Here is a 17,519-nt window from a genome sequence, read left to right on the forward strand (position 1 = left end):
CGTCATTGCGAGGAGCGAAGCGACGTGGCAATCCAGAAAAAGTAATAAAAAATGCTAAAAATTAGCATTTTTACTGGATTGCCGCGCGGTCTTCGACCGCTCGCAATGACGGTGCGGGTATCCATGCAACAACGCCCGTGCCGGCTCGCAATGACAGGTCTAATCAATCTTCAATTTCAAAGCATTTGCAAAAAATGTATAGATATTGATAAAATAATTAGCACTGTCTTTTAAGTCACTACCGCTACTATGTCCACTATCACTACTCTCTAAGAAATAAGTTGTAATGTTTGGATTTTGCTCAAGTACATATTCCAAAATTCGTGCATGCCATGGATGTACACGTTGATCAAGCACTGAACCGGTAATTAAAATAGTAGGATATTTTTGAGTTAAAGATAAATTTTCTAAAGGTGCATATTTTTTAATATGTACTAAATCATTTGGATTTTCCGGATCTCCATATTCAGTTACCCATGAATGTCCTGCTCCAAATTCTTTATAGCGTACCATATCAAGTACCGGTACTTCGCATGCTATAGCTCCAAATAAATCGGGACGCTGAGTCATTGCAACACTTACTAGCAATCCGCCGTTACTTCCTCCTTTAATTCCTAAATACTCAGGGTTAGTAATGTTTTGCTTTATTAAATCCTCTGCTACTGCAATAAAATCATTAAAGCCGGTTTGACGTTTTATTCCTTGAGCCGCCTTATGCCACTCAGGACCAAATTCTCCGCCGCCTCTGATATTAGCAAGAACACTCACTCCACCATGTTTAACCCATACTTCATTTTCCATGCGAGAGAAATATGGAGAGTTAATTACTTGAAAACCCCCATATGCTTCAAGTAATGTTGGATTCTTACCGTCAAATTTTATACCTTTTTTATAGACAATAAAATATGGTATTTTAACTCCATCCGAGCTTGTAGCTTCCTTCTGCTCTACAACATAATTTTTGCTATCAAACGGATATAAAGGCTTTCTAATAACTTTTAATTCATGAGTTTTATCCCATAAATATATAGTTGGAGGAACTATAGAATTTTCTATAGTAATTAGTGCATCTTCTTCCTCATCATCAGACAACATACCAAAAATTGCATTTTCATAGGGCAGTTTAAAAGTTACCGGTTTTGTCCATTCATTATTTTCTAATGTAAATGTTACTACTTTTGAAATAACATTCTCATAGCTAGTTAAAAATACAGTATCTTTAGTCATTCCTACAAAATAAAATACTTCTCTCTCTGTTGGGGTAAATAATATTTTTAAGCTAGCTTTATCGTTATCTTCTTTTAGAAGATCAGCGTAGTGTATGGCAACAAGTGAACCTGCTTTTATATTACTATCTTTAAATTGCCAATCGGAACGCAGCAGCCAAAATACATGTTCTTTAAAAGAACCTTCAGGTGTTGCATCTGATGGCATATTTATTTTTTGTAATTTTAAGCTCTCATCCTTAGTATCTAAAATATAATTATCGTAATTATAAAAATCCTTATCTGCAGATATAAATATTAAAGATGAAGAAATATTATCGGATAAAAGTTTACCGGCTGATACACGTATATAATTCTTTGGTATTTCAAATAGTTTTTTGGCTTTCTCTATAGGTTCTCCTCGCTTCCATATGTAGAGCGAGTTAGGATATAAAGAGTCAGTAACTTCCTCTTTATGTAAAACTGGATTAAATATAATAGTATCTTGGTCAACCCAAGTAGGGACAGTAAATTTACTTTCTAGTAATTTTCCGCTACTTGTTTTTGGCTCAAAACCATTTTTTACAAAATCTTTTTTCTCTAAATCCCATTCTCTAAAAAACATCTCATCCTTACCGCCAAATGACATGGTAATTAAGAAACGATTAGGGTTTTGAAAACAATTACTTCCACCTCGATACATTACTTTTTTACCGAGTTTTTTGGATAATTTATCAAAATCGATTAGAACTTCCCAATTTGGTTTATCTTTCGAGTAATTCTCAATCAATGTCCTACGCCATAACCCTTGGGGATTCTTATCATCCATCCAAAAATTATATACATACCCTTTACGGATAATACCATATGGAGTTTTTCTTTGGTCATAGAAAATAGATTCTATTTCTTTCTTAACTACCTTATAAGTAGGCATAGATTGGAAAGCCTTTTCTGTTTTATCAGTACGCTCTTTTGCCCATTTTAGAGCTTCAGCTCCTTCAGCTTCTTCTAAAAATTTAGTATCTTTCTGGTTATATATTTGCTTATCATTATCTCCTATAGCTTGAACACAAAAGGTTAATAAAATAATTGTAAAATAGCAGGTAAGTTTTTTCATTATTTTAATAATATCTCTTAAATTAAAATAGTGTTGTATCATACACCTTGAATAAAATCAAAGAAAATGCTAGGTTTTGTGGGCATTTCTAATTGATTTTATTTTGAAGGCTTTTTTAGCGAAAATTAATAAAATTTTTGTAGGAATAGTTATTCATTTTTCAAAAAAATCTTATAATTGCTAGCTGCAAATAACCAAAATTAAATCTTTTTAGAAATGTCCACAGAACCTAAACTAGCAGTAGCAAAAATACAAAATATGAAAGTTACGGTAGATGATTTAAGCATTTATATTCACTGGCCGTTTTGTTTGTCAAAATGTCCGTATTGTGATTTTAATTCTCATGTGGCAAGCACTATAGATCATCATCAGTGGCTTAAATCCTATGAAACGGAAATAGAGTATTTTAAGGATATTATTCAAAATAAATACATTAAATCTATTTTTTTCGGTGGCGGTACTCCCTCTTTAATGAATCCTGTAATAGTTGAAGGAATAATAAATAAAATCAGTAATCTAGCAATTATTGATAATCAAACTGAGATAACTCTAGAAACCAATCCTACATCCTTTGAAACTGAGAAGTTTAAAGCATTCAAATCCGCCGGAATTAATCGTGTTTCGATTGGAGTACAATCCTTAAAAGAAGACGATTTAAAAAAATTAGGTAGAACTCATGATGCTTTGCAAGCCATCAAAACAATTGAGGCAGCAAATTCGATTTTTCCAAGAGTATCATTTGATTTAATATATGCACGTAGCGGTCAGAAATTAAAAGACTGGCAAGAAGAATTAAAGCAAGCTATGCAACTCGCAAATGGCCATATCTCTCTTTATCAATTGACTATCGAAAAAGGTACACCTTTTTATAAATTATTTAAGGAGGGTAATCTGATTTTGCCGCATTCAGATGCGGCAGCTGAAATGTACGAATGGACGAATCATTATCTAGAATCTAAAAAATATTTTAGATATGAGATATCTAATTATGCTCTAGCAAATCAGGAATGTTTGCATAATTTGACTTATTGGAATTATAATAATTATTTAGGTATAGGTCCCGGAGCTCATAGTAGAATAATTGATACTTCAAGTTCGGTATCGGCAATTATGATGTGGCATAAACCTGAAAAATGGTTAGACTCGGTTAATACAAAAAATGTCAGTATTCAAACTAATACTAAGTTAACGCATCAAGAAATCATTGAAGAAACGTTAATGATGGGTTTACGTCTTAGCAAAGGTATAAATATTTCTACATTAGAGCAGAAATTGAACACGAAATTAGAGAATATTTTGGACATGAATAATCTTAAGCATTATCAAGCGTTAGATTTAATTAAAATAAATGAAAATATCTATCTTACCGATAAAGGTTTTATGCTCCATAGCTACATAGTACCTAGATTGATTATATGAAAATTATCCAAGTAATTTTAAAGTTTATAATTATTTTTATTATTCCTTCTATTCATGCAATGGAATGTAAACTGGAGTTTAAGACCAAAAAAATATATGTGGATGGTGTTGAATATAATCAAAAAGTCGGAAATCCAATTACACCTATAGCGGATGCTATTAAGGCAGATAATCTTGAAGAAGTAAAAAAGATATTAGATGAGGGATACGGAGTAAATCAACCATGCTTGGGTTGGACTCCTCTAGATTATGCTATATCGAATAATAATATAAAAATTGCCGATTTTTTATTAAAGCGTGGTGCATCCATGAGTTTAATCCATATAAATGTAGGATTTATGAAGTCGGAAATTGCTGAATTTTTAATTAATCAGGGAATGAGTCCTAATTTAAGATATGAAGACGGTATTACCGGAATGATGCTAGCCGCAGAAAGAAATAATCCTGATTTAATAAAACTTTTGCTTAAGCTAGGTGTTAATCCTAACGTTCAAAATTCTAAAACCGGAATGACTTCCCTTATGTATGCAGCATCATATCTTAATGTTGAACCTGTTCGTATTTTATTAGAAGCAGATCAAAAAATTAAAGATTTTAAAGGAAAAAGAGCTTTAAATTGGATAGCAGTGGATGCTAATAGAAAATTACATGCTTCTGATGGAGAATATTATGCTGCTTTATTTCTTGCTCCATTTAAAACTAAACTGAAAATTATAAAAGAAAGAAATAGTATAAAGATTCAAAATAAAGAAAAAGAAATAAAAAAGTTTCTCAATTCTCACCGTTAAATTTTGGTAGTGTTTCTATTTTATCTTACAAGTAAAAACCTATTCTAATTTTTTTAGTGTTATTGCGTGGATACCACCCCGTCATTGCGAGCAGTCGTAGTACTCGCGTGGCAATCTCATGAAATAATAAGAACTCCTGAGATTGCTTCGTCAAAACTTACAGTTTTTCCTCGCAATGACGACCTTCAGTATCCACGCAACAATGCCTCGTAGGAATGACATAATTAGCTAGAAATGTAGATAAGCATTAAGATAAATATACTTCCTTATCTAAAGTATCTTCGCTGTTATCTATAATCATAGTAATTGTTGCATCGCCGGTAATATTGATAGTAGTACGTAGCATATCAAGTATTCGGTCAATACCGGCAATAATTGCTACTCCCTCTATAGGTAAGTGAACCGAAGAAAGAACCATAGGAAGCATTATCAAAGAGGCACCGGGAATGCCGGCTCCGCCGATAGATCCAAGTGTTGAGGTGAGAATAATTACTAAATAGTCGTGAGGAGCAAGCGTTACTCCCATCATTTGAGCAAAGAATATAGTAGTAAGAGATAGATTTATGGCGAATCCGTCCATATTAATTGACGCCCCTATCGGAAGTACGAATGAAGTACTAGACTCTGAAATGCCAAGCTTTTCACGACAAACTTGCATAGTAGTTGCAAGAGTTGCCTTACTACTTGAAGTAGAAAAAGCAAGTATCTGATACTCAAAACTTTTTTTATAAAAAGGTATAGGGGAAACACGGCAGAATACATATATAAGTAAGCCAAAAACTAAATATTGAAATGTCATTGCCACAACTACTGCTACAACAAGTTTCGATAAACTAATCATTACTTCAACTCCCTGCATGCCTACAATCCAGCCTGTTAAAGCAAAAGCACCGTAAGGGGATAATTGAATAACAAACGATATCATTTTTAATATTAATTTTGACATTACATGAATTAAATCAATAACAGGTTCACCGATAGATTTCATTTTGTTTAAGGTAATCCCAACAAAAATAGCAAAAAATACAACTTGCAAGACATCACCGTTTGCAAAAGCCCCAACAGCATTATCAGGGACGATATTTACAAAAAAATCAATTATATTAAATGAAGTTCTACTTGTCGTTCCTGAAGAGGTAAAATCTATATGTATGCCTACTCCCGGCTTTAATACTAAGGCAACAGTAAGCCCAAAAACCGTGGCAAAAAAAGTAGTACCTAAAAAAGCGGCTACCGCTTTCATTCCTACTCTGCCAAGGGCGGAAGTATCATTCATACTAGTGATACCGGAAACCAAACTAAAGAAAATTAAAGGGGTAATGATCATTTTTATCAAGCGTAAGAAAATGTCACCGATAGGTTTAATATAATTAACATATTGTGGTAAGTATATACCAAATATAATACCTAAGATTAACCCTAAGGTAACTTTTTGCCATAATTTCATAATTTACTTACTTAATTTTTAAATTTGTTCAAGTATAAGTTTATTTACTATTTTAGTCAATCCATTCTAAGTACTTTTGAAAGCCATAGTCAATATTTATTTTTATTATTTGCGGTAATTCATAATTATGAATTTCAAGGAGTTTATTTTCAATTTCGTTATAATTAGAAGATTTTGTTTTAATTACAAGTCTATATTCGGTTTCTAAAGTTACTCTACCATCCCATCTAAAGTAACTTTTGACATCGTCAATTTGAATGCAGGCAGCAAGATTTAATTCTAACAAAACAGATGCTATTTTCTCGGCAATTTGCAAATCATTAGTAGTAGTTAAAATTAAACAGCAATCTTGCATGCTTAAACCTCAACAAAACAATTAGGTGTTTCATATAGTTTGAGGCTCGCTACGAAGAAGTTTTGACCTACGAAAAGTTTAGGAAAAATTTTATTCTTTAAATGCGTCGCTATATTTTCTGCAGTTGGGTTATTCTGCATGTAATATATTTTTTGACCGGTACAATTTTCTATTTGCTGCCCCATTTCCTTATCGTCTTGATGTAGGATTAAGCTATGATCAAAATTTTCATCAATCCATTTTTTAGCTAAATCCTTAATTAAACCAAAATCGATTACCATACCAAGTTTATCGGTTTTGTTTGCGGCTATAGCGATCTCAAGAACATAGCGATGACCGTGCAGGAATTGACATTTATTTTGATGTCCTATAATTCTATGTCCTGCATCGAACTCAATACGACGAGTACATTTTATCATTATTATATACTTCCTTTCTTTGAATACGGGATGCAAATCGTCATTGCGAGAAAAATTACGTAGTAATTGACGAAGCAATCCAGTAAAAAATTCTGTAAATCAGAATTTTTTTATTATTTTTTCTGGATTGCCACGTCGCTTCGTTCCTCGCAATGACCACTCGGTATCCAAGCAGACAATGCCTCCTCGCAATGACAACTTTCTACAAATTCAGTAGTAACTTCTCTGGATTTTCAATAAGCTCTTTAATTTTTACCAAGAACGATACTCCTTCTTTCCCATCAATTATACGATGATCGTAAGATAAAGCTATATACATCATTGGACGTATTTCAATTTTACCGTCTATAACTACAGCTCTTTCCTCGGTTTTATGTAAGCCTAGAATACCTGATTGAGGAGGATTAATAATCGGTGTAGATAATAATGAGCCATATACGCCTCCGTTAGAAATCGAGAATGTCCCCCCTGACAAATCAGCCATAGAAAGCTTACCCTCACGAGCCTTTTTAGCCAAAGTTTCTATAGCTTTTTCCACTTCGGCAAATCCCATTTTATCGGCACCCCTAACAACCGGTACAACAAGCCCTTGCTCTGTTCCGACAGCTACACCTATATCATAGTAATTTTTATATACTAAATCATCGCCGTCTATTTCAGCATTTACCGACGGAATAAGCTTTAAAGCTTCAATTGTTGCTTTAACAAAAAACGACATAAAGCCAAGTTTCACAGCGTGCTTTTTCTCAAACTCTTCTTTATATTGATTACGCAAGGCAATTACTTTTGACATATCGATTTCATTAAAAGTAGTCAAAATAGCTGCTGTATTTTGTGAATCTTTTAAACGCTGTGCAATAGTTTTACGCAAGCGTGACATACGAACACGCTGTACTCTTTCTTCATTAGTTTTGTTTACTGTAGAAGTAGCAGCAGACGGTGTGTTTATTGTTTCAAGCACGTCACCTTTGGTAATTCTACCGTCTCTACCTGTTCCTTTTATATTATTGGGATCAAGCTTATTTTCGGTAACTAATTTTTGTACGGAAGGAGCAAGAATATTATTAACCACGGCAGGTTTCTCTACAGGCTTTTCTGAAGTAGGCTGCGTAACTGCTTGAGCTTTAGCAGATTCATTATTAGTACCGGCAGTATTTGCAGCTGCCCCTTCATTTATTTCGCCTATTTCTTCGCCAACTGCTACATTTGCACCGTCAGTTTTCGATATTTTACCTATAGTGCCGTTACAAAGAGCATTAACTTCTAAAGTTACTTTTTCGGTTTCAATTTCTAACAGTAATTCATCGGTTTTAACCGAATCACCTTCTTTCTTATACCATTTGGCAATAGTTGCTTCCGTTACGGACTCTCCAAGCGACGGTACTATAATTTTAACGCTCATAATTTATTTTACTCCTATTCACTATAGCTCGATTTTTATCGTCATTGCGAGAAGACGCCATAAGCGTCGACGAAGCAATCTCAGGCAAAATTCCTGAGAATTGCCACGCTCCTTTTAGTCACTCGCAATGACGATTATTAGGAAACACCCTAAGAATCATACTCCCAATGCTTCTCTTAATAGCTTCTCGTGCTGTTTATTATGTGCTTGCAGCGAACCTACTGCCGGAGAGGCTGATTCCTCTCTACCTACATATTTAAATTCATTATTAATTCCTGCTTCTTTTAAAGCATCATTTAAGTAAGAAGCTATATAACGCCAAGCTCCCATATTCTTCGGTTCTTCCTGACACCAAATAAATTCCTGCGTCCTATTATATTTTTTTAATAGTGATGCTACAAGTTTTTTTTCAAAAGGGTATAATTGCTCAAGCCTAATAATCACTATATTACTGTTATTGCCACGCATTTCAAATAGATCGTAATATACCTTACCGCTACATAAAATTACTTTAGTAATATTGTTTGTGTCTAGTTTATTTACTTCATCTAAAACCGGTAAGAAAGTAGTATTTTCGCTTAGCTCATTAAGTTTAGATACGGCATATTTATGACGTAATAATGATTTCGGCGACATTACGATTAGCGGTTTGCGGGTATCATCAAGTATTTGACGACGTAGCAGGTGGAAAATCGAGGCAGGAGTAGTTGGATATGTAACATATATATTATCCTCAGCCGCCAACTGTAAGAACCTCTCAAGTCTTGCCGAACTATGCTCCGGTCCTTGTCCTTCAAATGCGTGAGGTAACAAAATCACAAGTCCGCTCATACGAAGCCATTTTGTTTCGCTGCTTGAAATAAACTGGTCAAAAATGATCTGAGCTCCATTAGCGAAATCACCGAATTGTGCTTCCCATAAAACTAAATTTTTTGGATTTGCGAGTGAATAACCATACTCAAAACCAAGCACCGCATATTCAGATAAATTACTATTGGCTACCTCGTATTTTGCTTGTTCTTTAGATAAATTATTTAGAGGTATATAGGTAGTATCGTCAATTTGGTTGTGCAATACTGAATGACGATGCGAGAAAGTACCGCGTCCGCAGTCTTGTCCGGTTAGCCTTATATTTGTACCTGAAGCAAGCAAGCTTGCAAAAGCTAGCTGCTCAGCTGTTGCCCAATCAATAGGCTGATCAGCCGTTAGATTAGCTTTTCGAGCTTCAAATAATTTTACAAGTTTTGGATTAACGGCAAAATCTTTCGGTATTTCGCATAGTTTAGTTCCCAAATCTTGTAATGTTTTTTTCCCGACGCTCGTTATTGCAGCTTGTGTACGAGTACGAGAAATGCCTTGCCATAACCCACCTAAGAAATGTGCTTCCGGCTTATAACTTTTTGCCTGCTCATATTCCTTATCTAGTCTTGCTTTAAATTCTTCTTTTAACTTAGCAAAATAATTATTATCAATTATACCGCTTTTTACTAACTCATTTGCGTAAATATTTCCAGGGGTCGGTTTGCTTTTAATAATGTTATACATCTTACCTTGAGTATACATCGGCTCATCGCCCTCATTATGCCCGTATTTGCGGTAACAAATAATTTCGACTACAACATCCTTACCGAATTTTTGCCTATATTCTACTGCAATATTGGTGGCTTTTAACACTGCCTCTATATCATCACCGTTAACGTGTAAAATCGGAGCAGCAATGATTTTAGCAAACTCCGTAGAATATCTGCTAGCTCTAGTATCCGCAGCATTAGCCGTAAAACCTAGCTGGTTGTTAATGACGAAATGTAATATTCCGCCGATATCATAAGCAATGAGAGGTGACATTGATAGGCTTTCGGCAACTACGCCTTGACCGCAAAAAGCAGCATCACCATGCACTAAAATAGCCTTAACTTTACTGCGTTTAGTATCTACAAGAATATCTTGTTTTGCTCTTACTTTCCCTGCAACTATAGGATTTACCGCTTCTAAATGTGAAGGATTATCGGCTAGTGATAGATGTATCTTCTTATCCCCTATGACTCTATCCGATGAATAGCCTAAATGGTATTTTACATCGCCCGAAACATTTAGCTCATCGGGAAATACGCTACCGCTTATGAAGCCCGCAATAACAGCTTTATATGGCTTACCTACTACTTTAGTCAGAGTGTTTAATCTCCCTCGATGTGCCATACCGATAACGATTTCTTCAACGCCTTGATTCATGGATAAATCTATAGCTTTACTCATAGCAACTATAGAAGCATCACCGCCTTCAACGGAAAAACGCTTAGCTCCGGGAAATTTTGTATGTAAATACTGCTCAAACCCTTCTACTTCTACTAAATCATTTAAGATAGTTTTTTTGTCTTCAGGAGAAAATGTAGCTTCGTTTTCTAGCTGACTATATAACCAGCTTTTTTCTTCTACATTTTCTATTTGTTCAAATTCAACCCCGATAGAACCTGTATAAACTTTATCGAGCTTAGTAACTAATTCAGATAATTTACAGTTCCAATTACCAACAAATTCATCCGTAATATTGATATTTTCTTCTAGCTGACCGCTATCAAGACCAAAAGTTTCTATATTAAGCTTTAAATCATTTTTTGTTTTACGTAGTTCAAGACCAAGAGGGTCAAGATTCGCTAAATAATGAGCATGCTTGCGATAAGCATTAATCATTTCCTTAGCTTTTAAACTAGACATCTTCCCAAACTTCGCTTCTAGAGGTAATTTAGAAATCAATCCGGTACTCGCATCCTCACGTATGTTTATATACGCTGCGGTGCTGCGTTCCGTGTATCCTTTAAATTCCTCTCTATAAGCTGGTTTGGCAAGATGTCTATTATTTAAGTCTTCAGAAGATAGATTATTATTTAACGGTTCTTTTTTTATTTCATAAGGAATAATTATCTTTGCCGTACTTTTATTAAGCACAGCACTATTATCCTTAATGCCGGCAAAAAATTCTTGCCAAGTTTGATCAACCGAGGCGGGATTGGCTAAATATTGCCTATATAATTCTTCAACAAAAACGGCGTTCCCGCCAAATAAATAACCTGTTTTTTTTAAGTCTTCTTCCATATTATTGTTTATTTTGTTTGTTCGGTTCTTGTGTGCCGGTGTCATTGCCCGTATAGGTACTAAATCGTCATTGCGAGCGACTATAAGGAGCGTGGCAATCTCAGGACTTTCTCCCGAGATTGCTTCGTCAATTACTTCGTAATTTCCTCGCAATGACGGTGTTTACTATAAATACTTCCCTTCTAAATATTTTATATATACTTGAGGATTTATCTTGTCCTCACCGCTAGCACTTTTTAATAAATCGGCTGAATTTTTTAACGAACCGAGATTTCTAAAATTTTTATTTAGATAATTATTTATATTACTAAAATCACCCTTTAATATATCATCTTTTATATTAGGATGTATCTCTTTTACTTTTTTCATCACCATTGATGCGATAATTGCACCGTTTGTATAGGCGGGAAAGTAACCTAAATTTCCGTGTGACCAGTGAATATCTTGAAGACAGCCATTACTAAAGCTTACCGGTTTAATGCCTAAATATTCTTGCATCTTATTATCCCAAAAGCTTGGTAACTCATCAAGATTCAAGTCACCGGTGATAAGCATTTCCTCTATCTCAAAACGTAATATTACATGCATCGGGTAAGTTACTTCATCTGCATCCACTCTTATAAAATCAGGTTTAACTTTAGTAATCTTTCTATATAAATTTTCTGCTGAATATTCTTCGCTTTTAAAAGCAAATTCGTCTCGAAGTAATTTAGCTAAAAATTTCGTGAATTCTCTTGATCTACCTACTTGCATCTCCATAAATAAAGACTGGCTTTCATGAAAAGCCATACCTTTAGCACGTCCTACCGGTTGTCCTTTATACATTTCCGGTAGATTCTGCTCATATAGAGCATGACCTGTTTCGTGAATAATTCCCATTAAACCGCTTATGAAATTGTCTTTATCATACCTAGTAGTTAAACGTATATCGTTTGGTGTTCCACCGCAAAAAGGATGAGTAGATTCGTCTAATCGTCCTTTTGTTAGATCAAACTGCATAATTTCCATAATGCGTTTTCCGATACGCTTTTGCATTTCAGGAGCTAGTTCGCCGTTCTTTACTAGTTCTTTCTCGCTTTTCTGTTTTTCTAAAACTTTATTTATGAGCTGCGGGAGTTCTTTTTTAAGTACTGAAAAAACTTGCTTGATTTCGCTACTTTTTCTGCTTGGATCAAACATATCTATTAATGAGTCGTATAATCCGCAATTAAAATCATCTGCTCGTACTTTAGCAACTTCTTTCGTATAATCTAAAACTTTTTGTAAATGCGGTTTGAATAAATTATAGTCATTATTTTTTCTTGCTTCTCGCCAAACAAGTTCAGCTTTGGTAGTCGCTGCTACTAGTTTCTTTTGTAGCTGCTCGTCAATACAATTCGCATCTATTATTTGCCTCTCAATCTCTCTAATATTAGCATTTTGCCAATCGTCAAGACTCTTTGATTCTTCTTTTGCCTTGCTAACTAGCTCTTTTAGCATAGGAGATTTGAGCAGCGAGTGAACGAGCGACGTTAAAGTTACTATTTCGTTTGTCCTACTCTCACCTGAACCCATAGGCATATTTACGGCAACATCCCAGTATAATATGCTCAAAATATTATTAAAATGCGAGATGGTCGAAAACTCATTTTCTAGTTTTGTATAGTTGTTCATATGTTCCTTGTTTTTTGTCATTGCGAGGAGACGCCATAAGCGTCGACGAAGCAATCTCAGGTAAATTCCTGAGATTGCCACGCTCCTTTCAGTCGCTCGCAATGACTATTAGTGATCCACGATACCCAGCAATGACGTTCATTACAAATGCAACAACTCCTTTGCTGCTTTTAAACTTGCCTCGGTGATTGTTTTACCTGAAATCATGCGGGCGAGTTCCTCCTGTCTTTCAGCTAAATTTAAAGCTTTTACCGTTACTTTCGTTTCTTTCTCTAGCTGTGTTTTCTCGATTTTTATATGCAAATCCGCTTTACCTGCTACTTGCGGCTGGTGCGTAATAACTATTACCTGCGTAACTGAGCTAAGCTTTTTTAACCGCTCACCTACTTTATCTGCGACCTCTCCACCAATCCCGACATCTATTTCATCAAATATAATAGCTGGTTTTACCATTTTATCAAACAAAGAAGTTTTTAAAGCAAGCATGAATCTTGATAATTCACCGCCGGAAGCGATTTTATTAATTGCTTCCGCTGCCGTTCCCGGGTTAGTAGAAGCTTTAAACATAATATCGTCATTGCCGCCGGCCGTTGGCTCTTTTCTAGCTTCTATCTCAATCTCAAAAATTGCTTTCGCCATTTTAAGCTGTTTTAGTTCCTGATGCAACGATTCTTCTAGATGTTTTGCGGCAATAAGACGCTTTGCGGATAAATCGCTCGCTAGTTCATAATATTTTTTCTGTAATAGCACTTCTTGAGTTTTTAACTCATTACTATTTGCTATTTTGTTTTTTAATATACCGAGCTGCTCTAAAGATTTATCTAAAAATACACCTAACTCATCCGCAGGAACATTGTATTTACGGCTAATAGCTTTTATTAAAAATAATCGTTCTTCTGTTTCTTCAAGATTATATTCCTCATAATTATTAAAACTATCTAACAGGTTTGATAATTCTTGGCGTGCTTCTTCTAGATTATTATATGCTTCCTCTAAGCTTGTAGCAATAGCTTCAAAACGCTTATTGTCCTGTTGCCTTGCTAATAATTTCTCTGCTCTATTAATCGATGTATTTATTTCTGGGGTATTAATCTGTTCTAGAATATCTTTTATTAGCTGTAAATCCTTATCTTTATTTTGCAAATCTTTTCGTATATTTGCTAATTTTTCTTCTTCACCTATTTGAATGTTCAGCTTAGTTAATTCTTCCGTTGCAAAGCTCAAATAATCAATTTCCTGTTCTATAGAATTTTGTTTAAGTGTTATTTCGGCAATTTCTTTCCGAGTATTTTGCCAAGTCTGATAACATTTGGAAAGCTCGGCTCGGAAGTCCAAAAGATTTCCGTAACTATCTAAAATATCACGCTGCGTATTTGCTTCTAGAAGGGAAATATTATTATTTTGTCCATGAAGCTCGAATAAATAAGTAGCTAATTGCTGCATTATAGCCTTATTAACTATTTGATTATTAATGAAAAAATTTTTCCGCCCTTCAGCTTTTTGCAAACATTTTACAAGCAATAACTCTTCAGGCTCAATAAAATTTTGGATTAGAAAGTTTTTTATCTCTTCATTTAAAGAGAATATTATATTAACAACAGCGTAATCTTTTCCACGCTTTATTATATTATTTGAAGTTTTATAGCCTAGGCAAAATAAAATAGCGTCAAGTAAAATAGATTTACCGGCTCCTGTTTCACCGGTAATAACGCATAAACCTTTATTAAACTCAATTTCCAGCTCGTCTATCAGAATGAAGTTTTTGACTGAGAGACTATGAAACATAGTTATACTCGATGAATTTGAAAAGCTGCGTTGCACGGTTCGTTTATGTCATTCCCGCGGAAGCGGGAATCCAGCGTAAAGCGAGATAAATCAAGCTTTAAAGTACTGGGTTCCCGTTTCCGCGGGAATGACATCGAACACTTTTTAAGAACCATGAATATCTTACTACTTAACCAACTTATATGCATAGCTATACCAATGGCTATCAGGATAGTTATGACCTAGCACCGAGGCATATTTTTTTGCTTCATCAGGTAACCCAAGCATCATATAGCTTTCGACTAAACGGTAAAGAGCTTCTACCGAGTGAGAAGTAGTCTGATAATTATCAATTACCTCTTCAAATCTATTAATAGCCGCCATCGGATTCTTTTTCTTTAAGTAAAACCGACCTACCATCATCTCTTTACCTGCTAAATGATCATTTACTAGGTCGATTTTCAAAGATGAATCAATAGCATATTTAGTATTTGGGAATTTCTCTATTACGTCCTCAAAACTATCTTTAGCTAGGAAAGTTCTAGATTGATCATGATTTACGTCTGAAATTAACATATAATATGATAATGCTTTAAGGTAATATGCATAAGCAATGTCAATATTTGCAGGGTGCAAATTAATGAACATATCAAGCACATCAACTGCTTCTTCATATTGAGCGGCGAGGAATAAAGAATAAGCCTGCATCAATTCGGCTTGTGGGGTCATCTCATTACCCGGATGTTGGTAAAATACTCTTCCGAATTCTTCCGCAGCTTTCTTATATTTTTTCTTTTCTAACAAAGTAACACCTTCGTTATAAAGAGTAGGAATAGGAACTACTATGTCATCACTGGTTTTTTTGCTTTTACATCCGCTGAAAACTAACCCTATAACTAAAAGGGTACTCAATAATTTTGTTAATTTCATAAGAACTTAAATTCAGTTAATAACTAAATATACATATAGGCTTAAAGAATTTCAAGGATTCAATTTAAAAATACTCAGTGAATTTCAAAAATTGGCAGTGTCGTCTAGCAAGTTCTGCGGTATTGAACGTTTAAGTATACGCTCCGCTCCTCGTCTTGCAGACCGATTACTCTTTTTGAAATTGACCTGTGTGTATCAACTCTTCATTTATTAGGAGTGCACCCAGTGTCCGTTATCATCTTTATGGTATTTTTTTTTCAACGGCCGACCATGCTACTTTATGTGCGACTGTCTCTCTGGAGTCATTTCCGCGTCTTTTATCGGCATCCTTATATTGTTCAAATGCATGTTAAAAGCTTCGCGATAAATATCCTTAGCATGGCTCGGAAGATGATTTTTAACTGAATCAGGTAAATCGTTATTATTTTTATAAGGCATAAAAACCTCCGGATAATATTATGCAAATAGACTTCTTGCATAACCTCCTTCTAAAGGTAATTTGTACGTCAATCCGGTACTCGCATCCTCACGTATGTTTATATACGCTGCGGTGCTGCGTTCCGTGTTTCCTTCAAATTCCTCTTTAATAAGATAGGTTATGCAAGAAGTCTAATAATATTTTATAACATCAGAGGTTTTATTTCTATAGGAAAGTTAAACAAAATTCACGACCACAGGCTTTTCATTTTATTAAAAAAGCTGCCGTCATTTTCTTTCTCATTTATGGATTCTTTTTTGAATTCTTCTAGTAGTTCACGTTGTCTTTTAGATAAATTTTTAGGTACTTCGACATGAATATGTGTAAGCATATCACCCCTAATAGTTGACCTCATTTTAGACATACCTTTGCTGCGTAGCCTTAATTGATCACCGTTTTGTGTGCCTGCCGGAATTGTTAAGTTGACTTTCCCACCTTCAATTACCGGTACTTCTATCTCTCCTCCAAGAGCGGCATTTACAAAACTAATAGGTAGTTTACAATGTAAATTTGCTCCGTCTACTTTATAAATATCATGTGGTTTTATTGCTATATCAACGTATAAATCACCGCTATTTCCGCCTCTAATACCTGCTTCTCCTTCTCCGGTATGTCTTATTCTAGTACCGTTTTCAACACCGGCAGGAATATTTATTGATAAATTTCGTTGCTTATGGTAACGTCCCATGCCATGACATTTCTTACAAGGATTTTTTATAATTTGTCCGTTACCTTGGCATTTATGACAAGCTTGTTCGATCGTAAAGAACCCTTGCTGAATTCTAGTCGCTCCAACACCGCCGCAAGCATCGCAAGTAGTTACGGTTTCACCTTTTTCAGAACCAGTGCCGTGGCAAGTATCGCATTTTACTTCGCTAGAAAAACTAATATTTTTTTCTATACCGTGAAATGCTTCCTCTAGGTTAATTGTCAGATCATATTTTAAATCCGAACCTCTAGCCTTACTTGATGTAGGCTTTCTTCTACCACCTCCCATAAAGTCGCTAAAGAAGTCGCCGAAAATATCGTTAATATCAGGATGAAAACCGCCGTGATTTCCTCCTCCCCCTCGTGACTGTTGATTTTGAAAAGTATCATGCCCAAAGCGGTCGTAAGCGGCTCTTTTTTGTTCGTCTTTTAGAACATCATAAGCACTATTTATTTCTTTAAATTTCTTTTCAGCATCTTTAGCGTCAGTAGTATCAGGGTGATATTGTTTGGCTAATTTAAGGTAGGCTTTTTTAAGATCAGCTTGGCTAGCTGTTTTACTAACGCCTAGTATTTGATAATAATCTTGTGACATAATTTAATTTATAAAATGGGTTGTCATCGGAGCAGCTTTCTCGTCATTGCGAGGAAATTACAAAGTAATTGACGAAGCAATCCAGTTAAAAAATGCTAATTTATAGCATTTTTTATTATTTTTTCTGGATTGCCACGCTCCTTGCAGTC

At 34.9% G+C, this 17,519-nt stretch carries 14 protein-coding genes and 2 pseudogenes; 2 read left to right on the forward strand and 14 right to left on the reverse strand.

The annotated features are described in order from the left end of the window. Positions 1-159 precede the first annotated feature (159 nt). Positions 160-2,322: a prolyl oligopeptidase family serine peptidase gene (locus BN1174_RS05085; protein ID WP_040258037.1), complete on the reverse strand. Its 2,163-nt coding sequence runs from the start codon at positions 2,320-2,322 to the stop codon at positions 160-162. A 216-nt stretch (positions 2,323-2,538) separates the two neighbouring features. Between BN1174_RS05085 and hemW the strand changes: the two genes are divergently transcribed. After that, on the forward strand, positions 2,539-3,741 hold the full coding sequence (hemW, locus tag BN1174_RS05090; RefSeq protein WP_156138496.1) for a radical SAM family heme chaperone HemW: 1,203 nt from the start codon (positions 2,539-2,541) through the stop codon (positions 3,739-3,741). Between the two features lie 59 nt (positions 3,742-3,800). Then, positions 3,801-4,271 (forward strand): annotated as a pseudogene (locus tag BN1174_RS05100) (ankyrin repeat domain-containing protein); the annotation flags it as partial. A 283-nt stretch (positions 4,272-4,554) separates the two neighbouring features. On the opposite strand, the gene BN1174_RS12325 reads toward BN1174_RS05100, so the two are convergent. The 13 genes and pseudogenes from BN1174_RS12325 to BN1174_RS13115 all read right to left on the reverse strand — a co-directional run. Then, entirely contained in the window at positions 4,555-4,683 is a 129-nt protein-coding gene (locus BN1174_RS12325) for a hypothetical protein (protein ID WP_269378974.1), read from the reverse strand. 93 nt (positions 4,684-4,776) lie between these two features. Further along, complete coding sequence (locus BN1174_RS05110) at positions 4,777-5,976, reverse strand: dicarboxylate/amino acid:cation symporter (protein WP_040257047.1); 1,200 nt, start codon at positions 5,974-5,976, stop codon at positions 4,777-4,779. Positions 5,977-6,028: 52 nt separating this feature from the next. Continuing rightward, positions 6,029-6,331, reverse strand: a complete 303-nt coding sequence (gene cutA, locus BN1174_RS05115) for a divalent-cation tolerance protein CutA (protein WP_040257049.1) — start codon at positions 6,329-6,331, stop codon at positions 6,029-6,031. A gap of 2 nt (positions 6,332-6,333) precedes the next feature. Continuing rightward, positions 6,334-6,750 (reverse strand): 6-pyruvoyl trahydropterin synthase family protein, encoded by a 417-nt coding sequence (locus BN1174_RS05120; protein WP_040257051.1) that lies wholly within the window; start codon positions 6,748-6,750, stop codon positions 6,334-6,336. Between the two features lie 202 nt (positions 6,751-6,952). After that, positions 6,953-8,152 carry a 2-oxoglutarate dehydrogenase complex dihydrolipoyllysine-residue succinyltransferase gene (gene odhB / locus BN1174_RS05125; protein WP_040257053.1) on the reverse strand — a complete coding sequence of 400 codons (1,200 nt, stop codon included), beginning with the start codon at positions 8,150-8,152 and terminating at the stop codon, positions 6,953-6,955. A gap of 156 nt (positions 8,153-8,308) precedes the next feature. Then, positions 8,309-11,242, reverse strand: coding sequence for a 2-oxoglutarate dehydrogenase E1 component (locus BN1174_RS05130; RefSeq protein ID WP_040258043.1), 2,934 nt, complete (start codon positions 11,240-11,242; stop codon positions 8,309-8,311). Between the two features lie 165 nt (positions 11,243-11,407). Continuing rightward, positions 11,408-12,895 carry a carboxypeptidase M32 gene (locus BN1174_RS05135; RefSeq protein ID WP_040257055.1) on the reverse strand — a complete coding sequence of 496 codons (1,488 nt, stop codon included), beginning with the start codon at positions 12,893-12,895 and terminating at the stop codon, positions 11,408-11,410. A gap of 141 nt (positions 12,896-13,036) precedes the next feature. Next, positions 13,037-14,680: a DNA repair protein RecN gene (gene recN, locus BN1174_RS05140; protein WP_040257057.1), complete on the reverse strand. Its 1,644-nt coding sequence runs from the start codon at positions 14,678-14,680 to the stop codon at positions 13,037-13,039. A 165-nt stretch (positions 14,681-14,845) separates the two neighbouring features. Further along, positions 14,846-15,589, reverse strand: coding sequence for an outer membrane protein assembly factor BamD (locus BN1174_RS05145; protein WP_040257059.1), 744 nt, complete (start codon positions 15,587-15,589; stop codon positions 14,846-14,848). A gap of 273 nt (positions 15,590-15,862) precedes the next feature. Then, the gene (locus BN1174_RS13110; RefSeq protein WP_408005875.1) at positions 15,863-16,027 is read right to left on the reverse strand and encodes a ChaB family protein; all 165 of its coding nucleotides are present in this window, start codon (positions 16,025-16,027) and stop codon (positions 15,863-15,865) included. Positions 16,028-16,045: 18 nt separating this feature from the next. Further along, positions 16,046-16,189 (reverse strand): palindromic element RPE1 domain-containing protein, encoded by a 144-nt coding sequence (locus tag BN1174_RS12700; protein WP_082022367.1) that lies wholly within the window; start codon positions 16,187-16,189, stop codon positions 16,046-16,048. A gap of 65 nt (positions 16,190-16,254) precedes the next feature. Then, entirely contained in the window at positions 16,255-17,370 is a 1,116-nt protein-coding gene (gene dnaJ, locus BN1174_RS05155) for a molecular chaperone DnaJ (protein ID WP_040257061.1), read from the reverse strand. 53 nt (positions 17,371-17,423) lie between these two features. Continuing rightward, positions 17,424-17,517, reverse strand: a pseudogene (locus BN1174_RS13115) (lytic transglycosylase domain-containing protein); the annotation flags it as partial. Positions 17,518-17,519 lie beyond the last annotated feature (2 nt).

This window comes from Rickettsia hoogstraalii (assembly GCF_000825685.1).
Taxonomy (GTDB): Bacteria; Pseudomonadota; Alphaproteobacteria; order Rickettsiales; family Rickettsiaceae; genus Rickettsia; species Rickettsia hoogstraalii.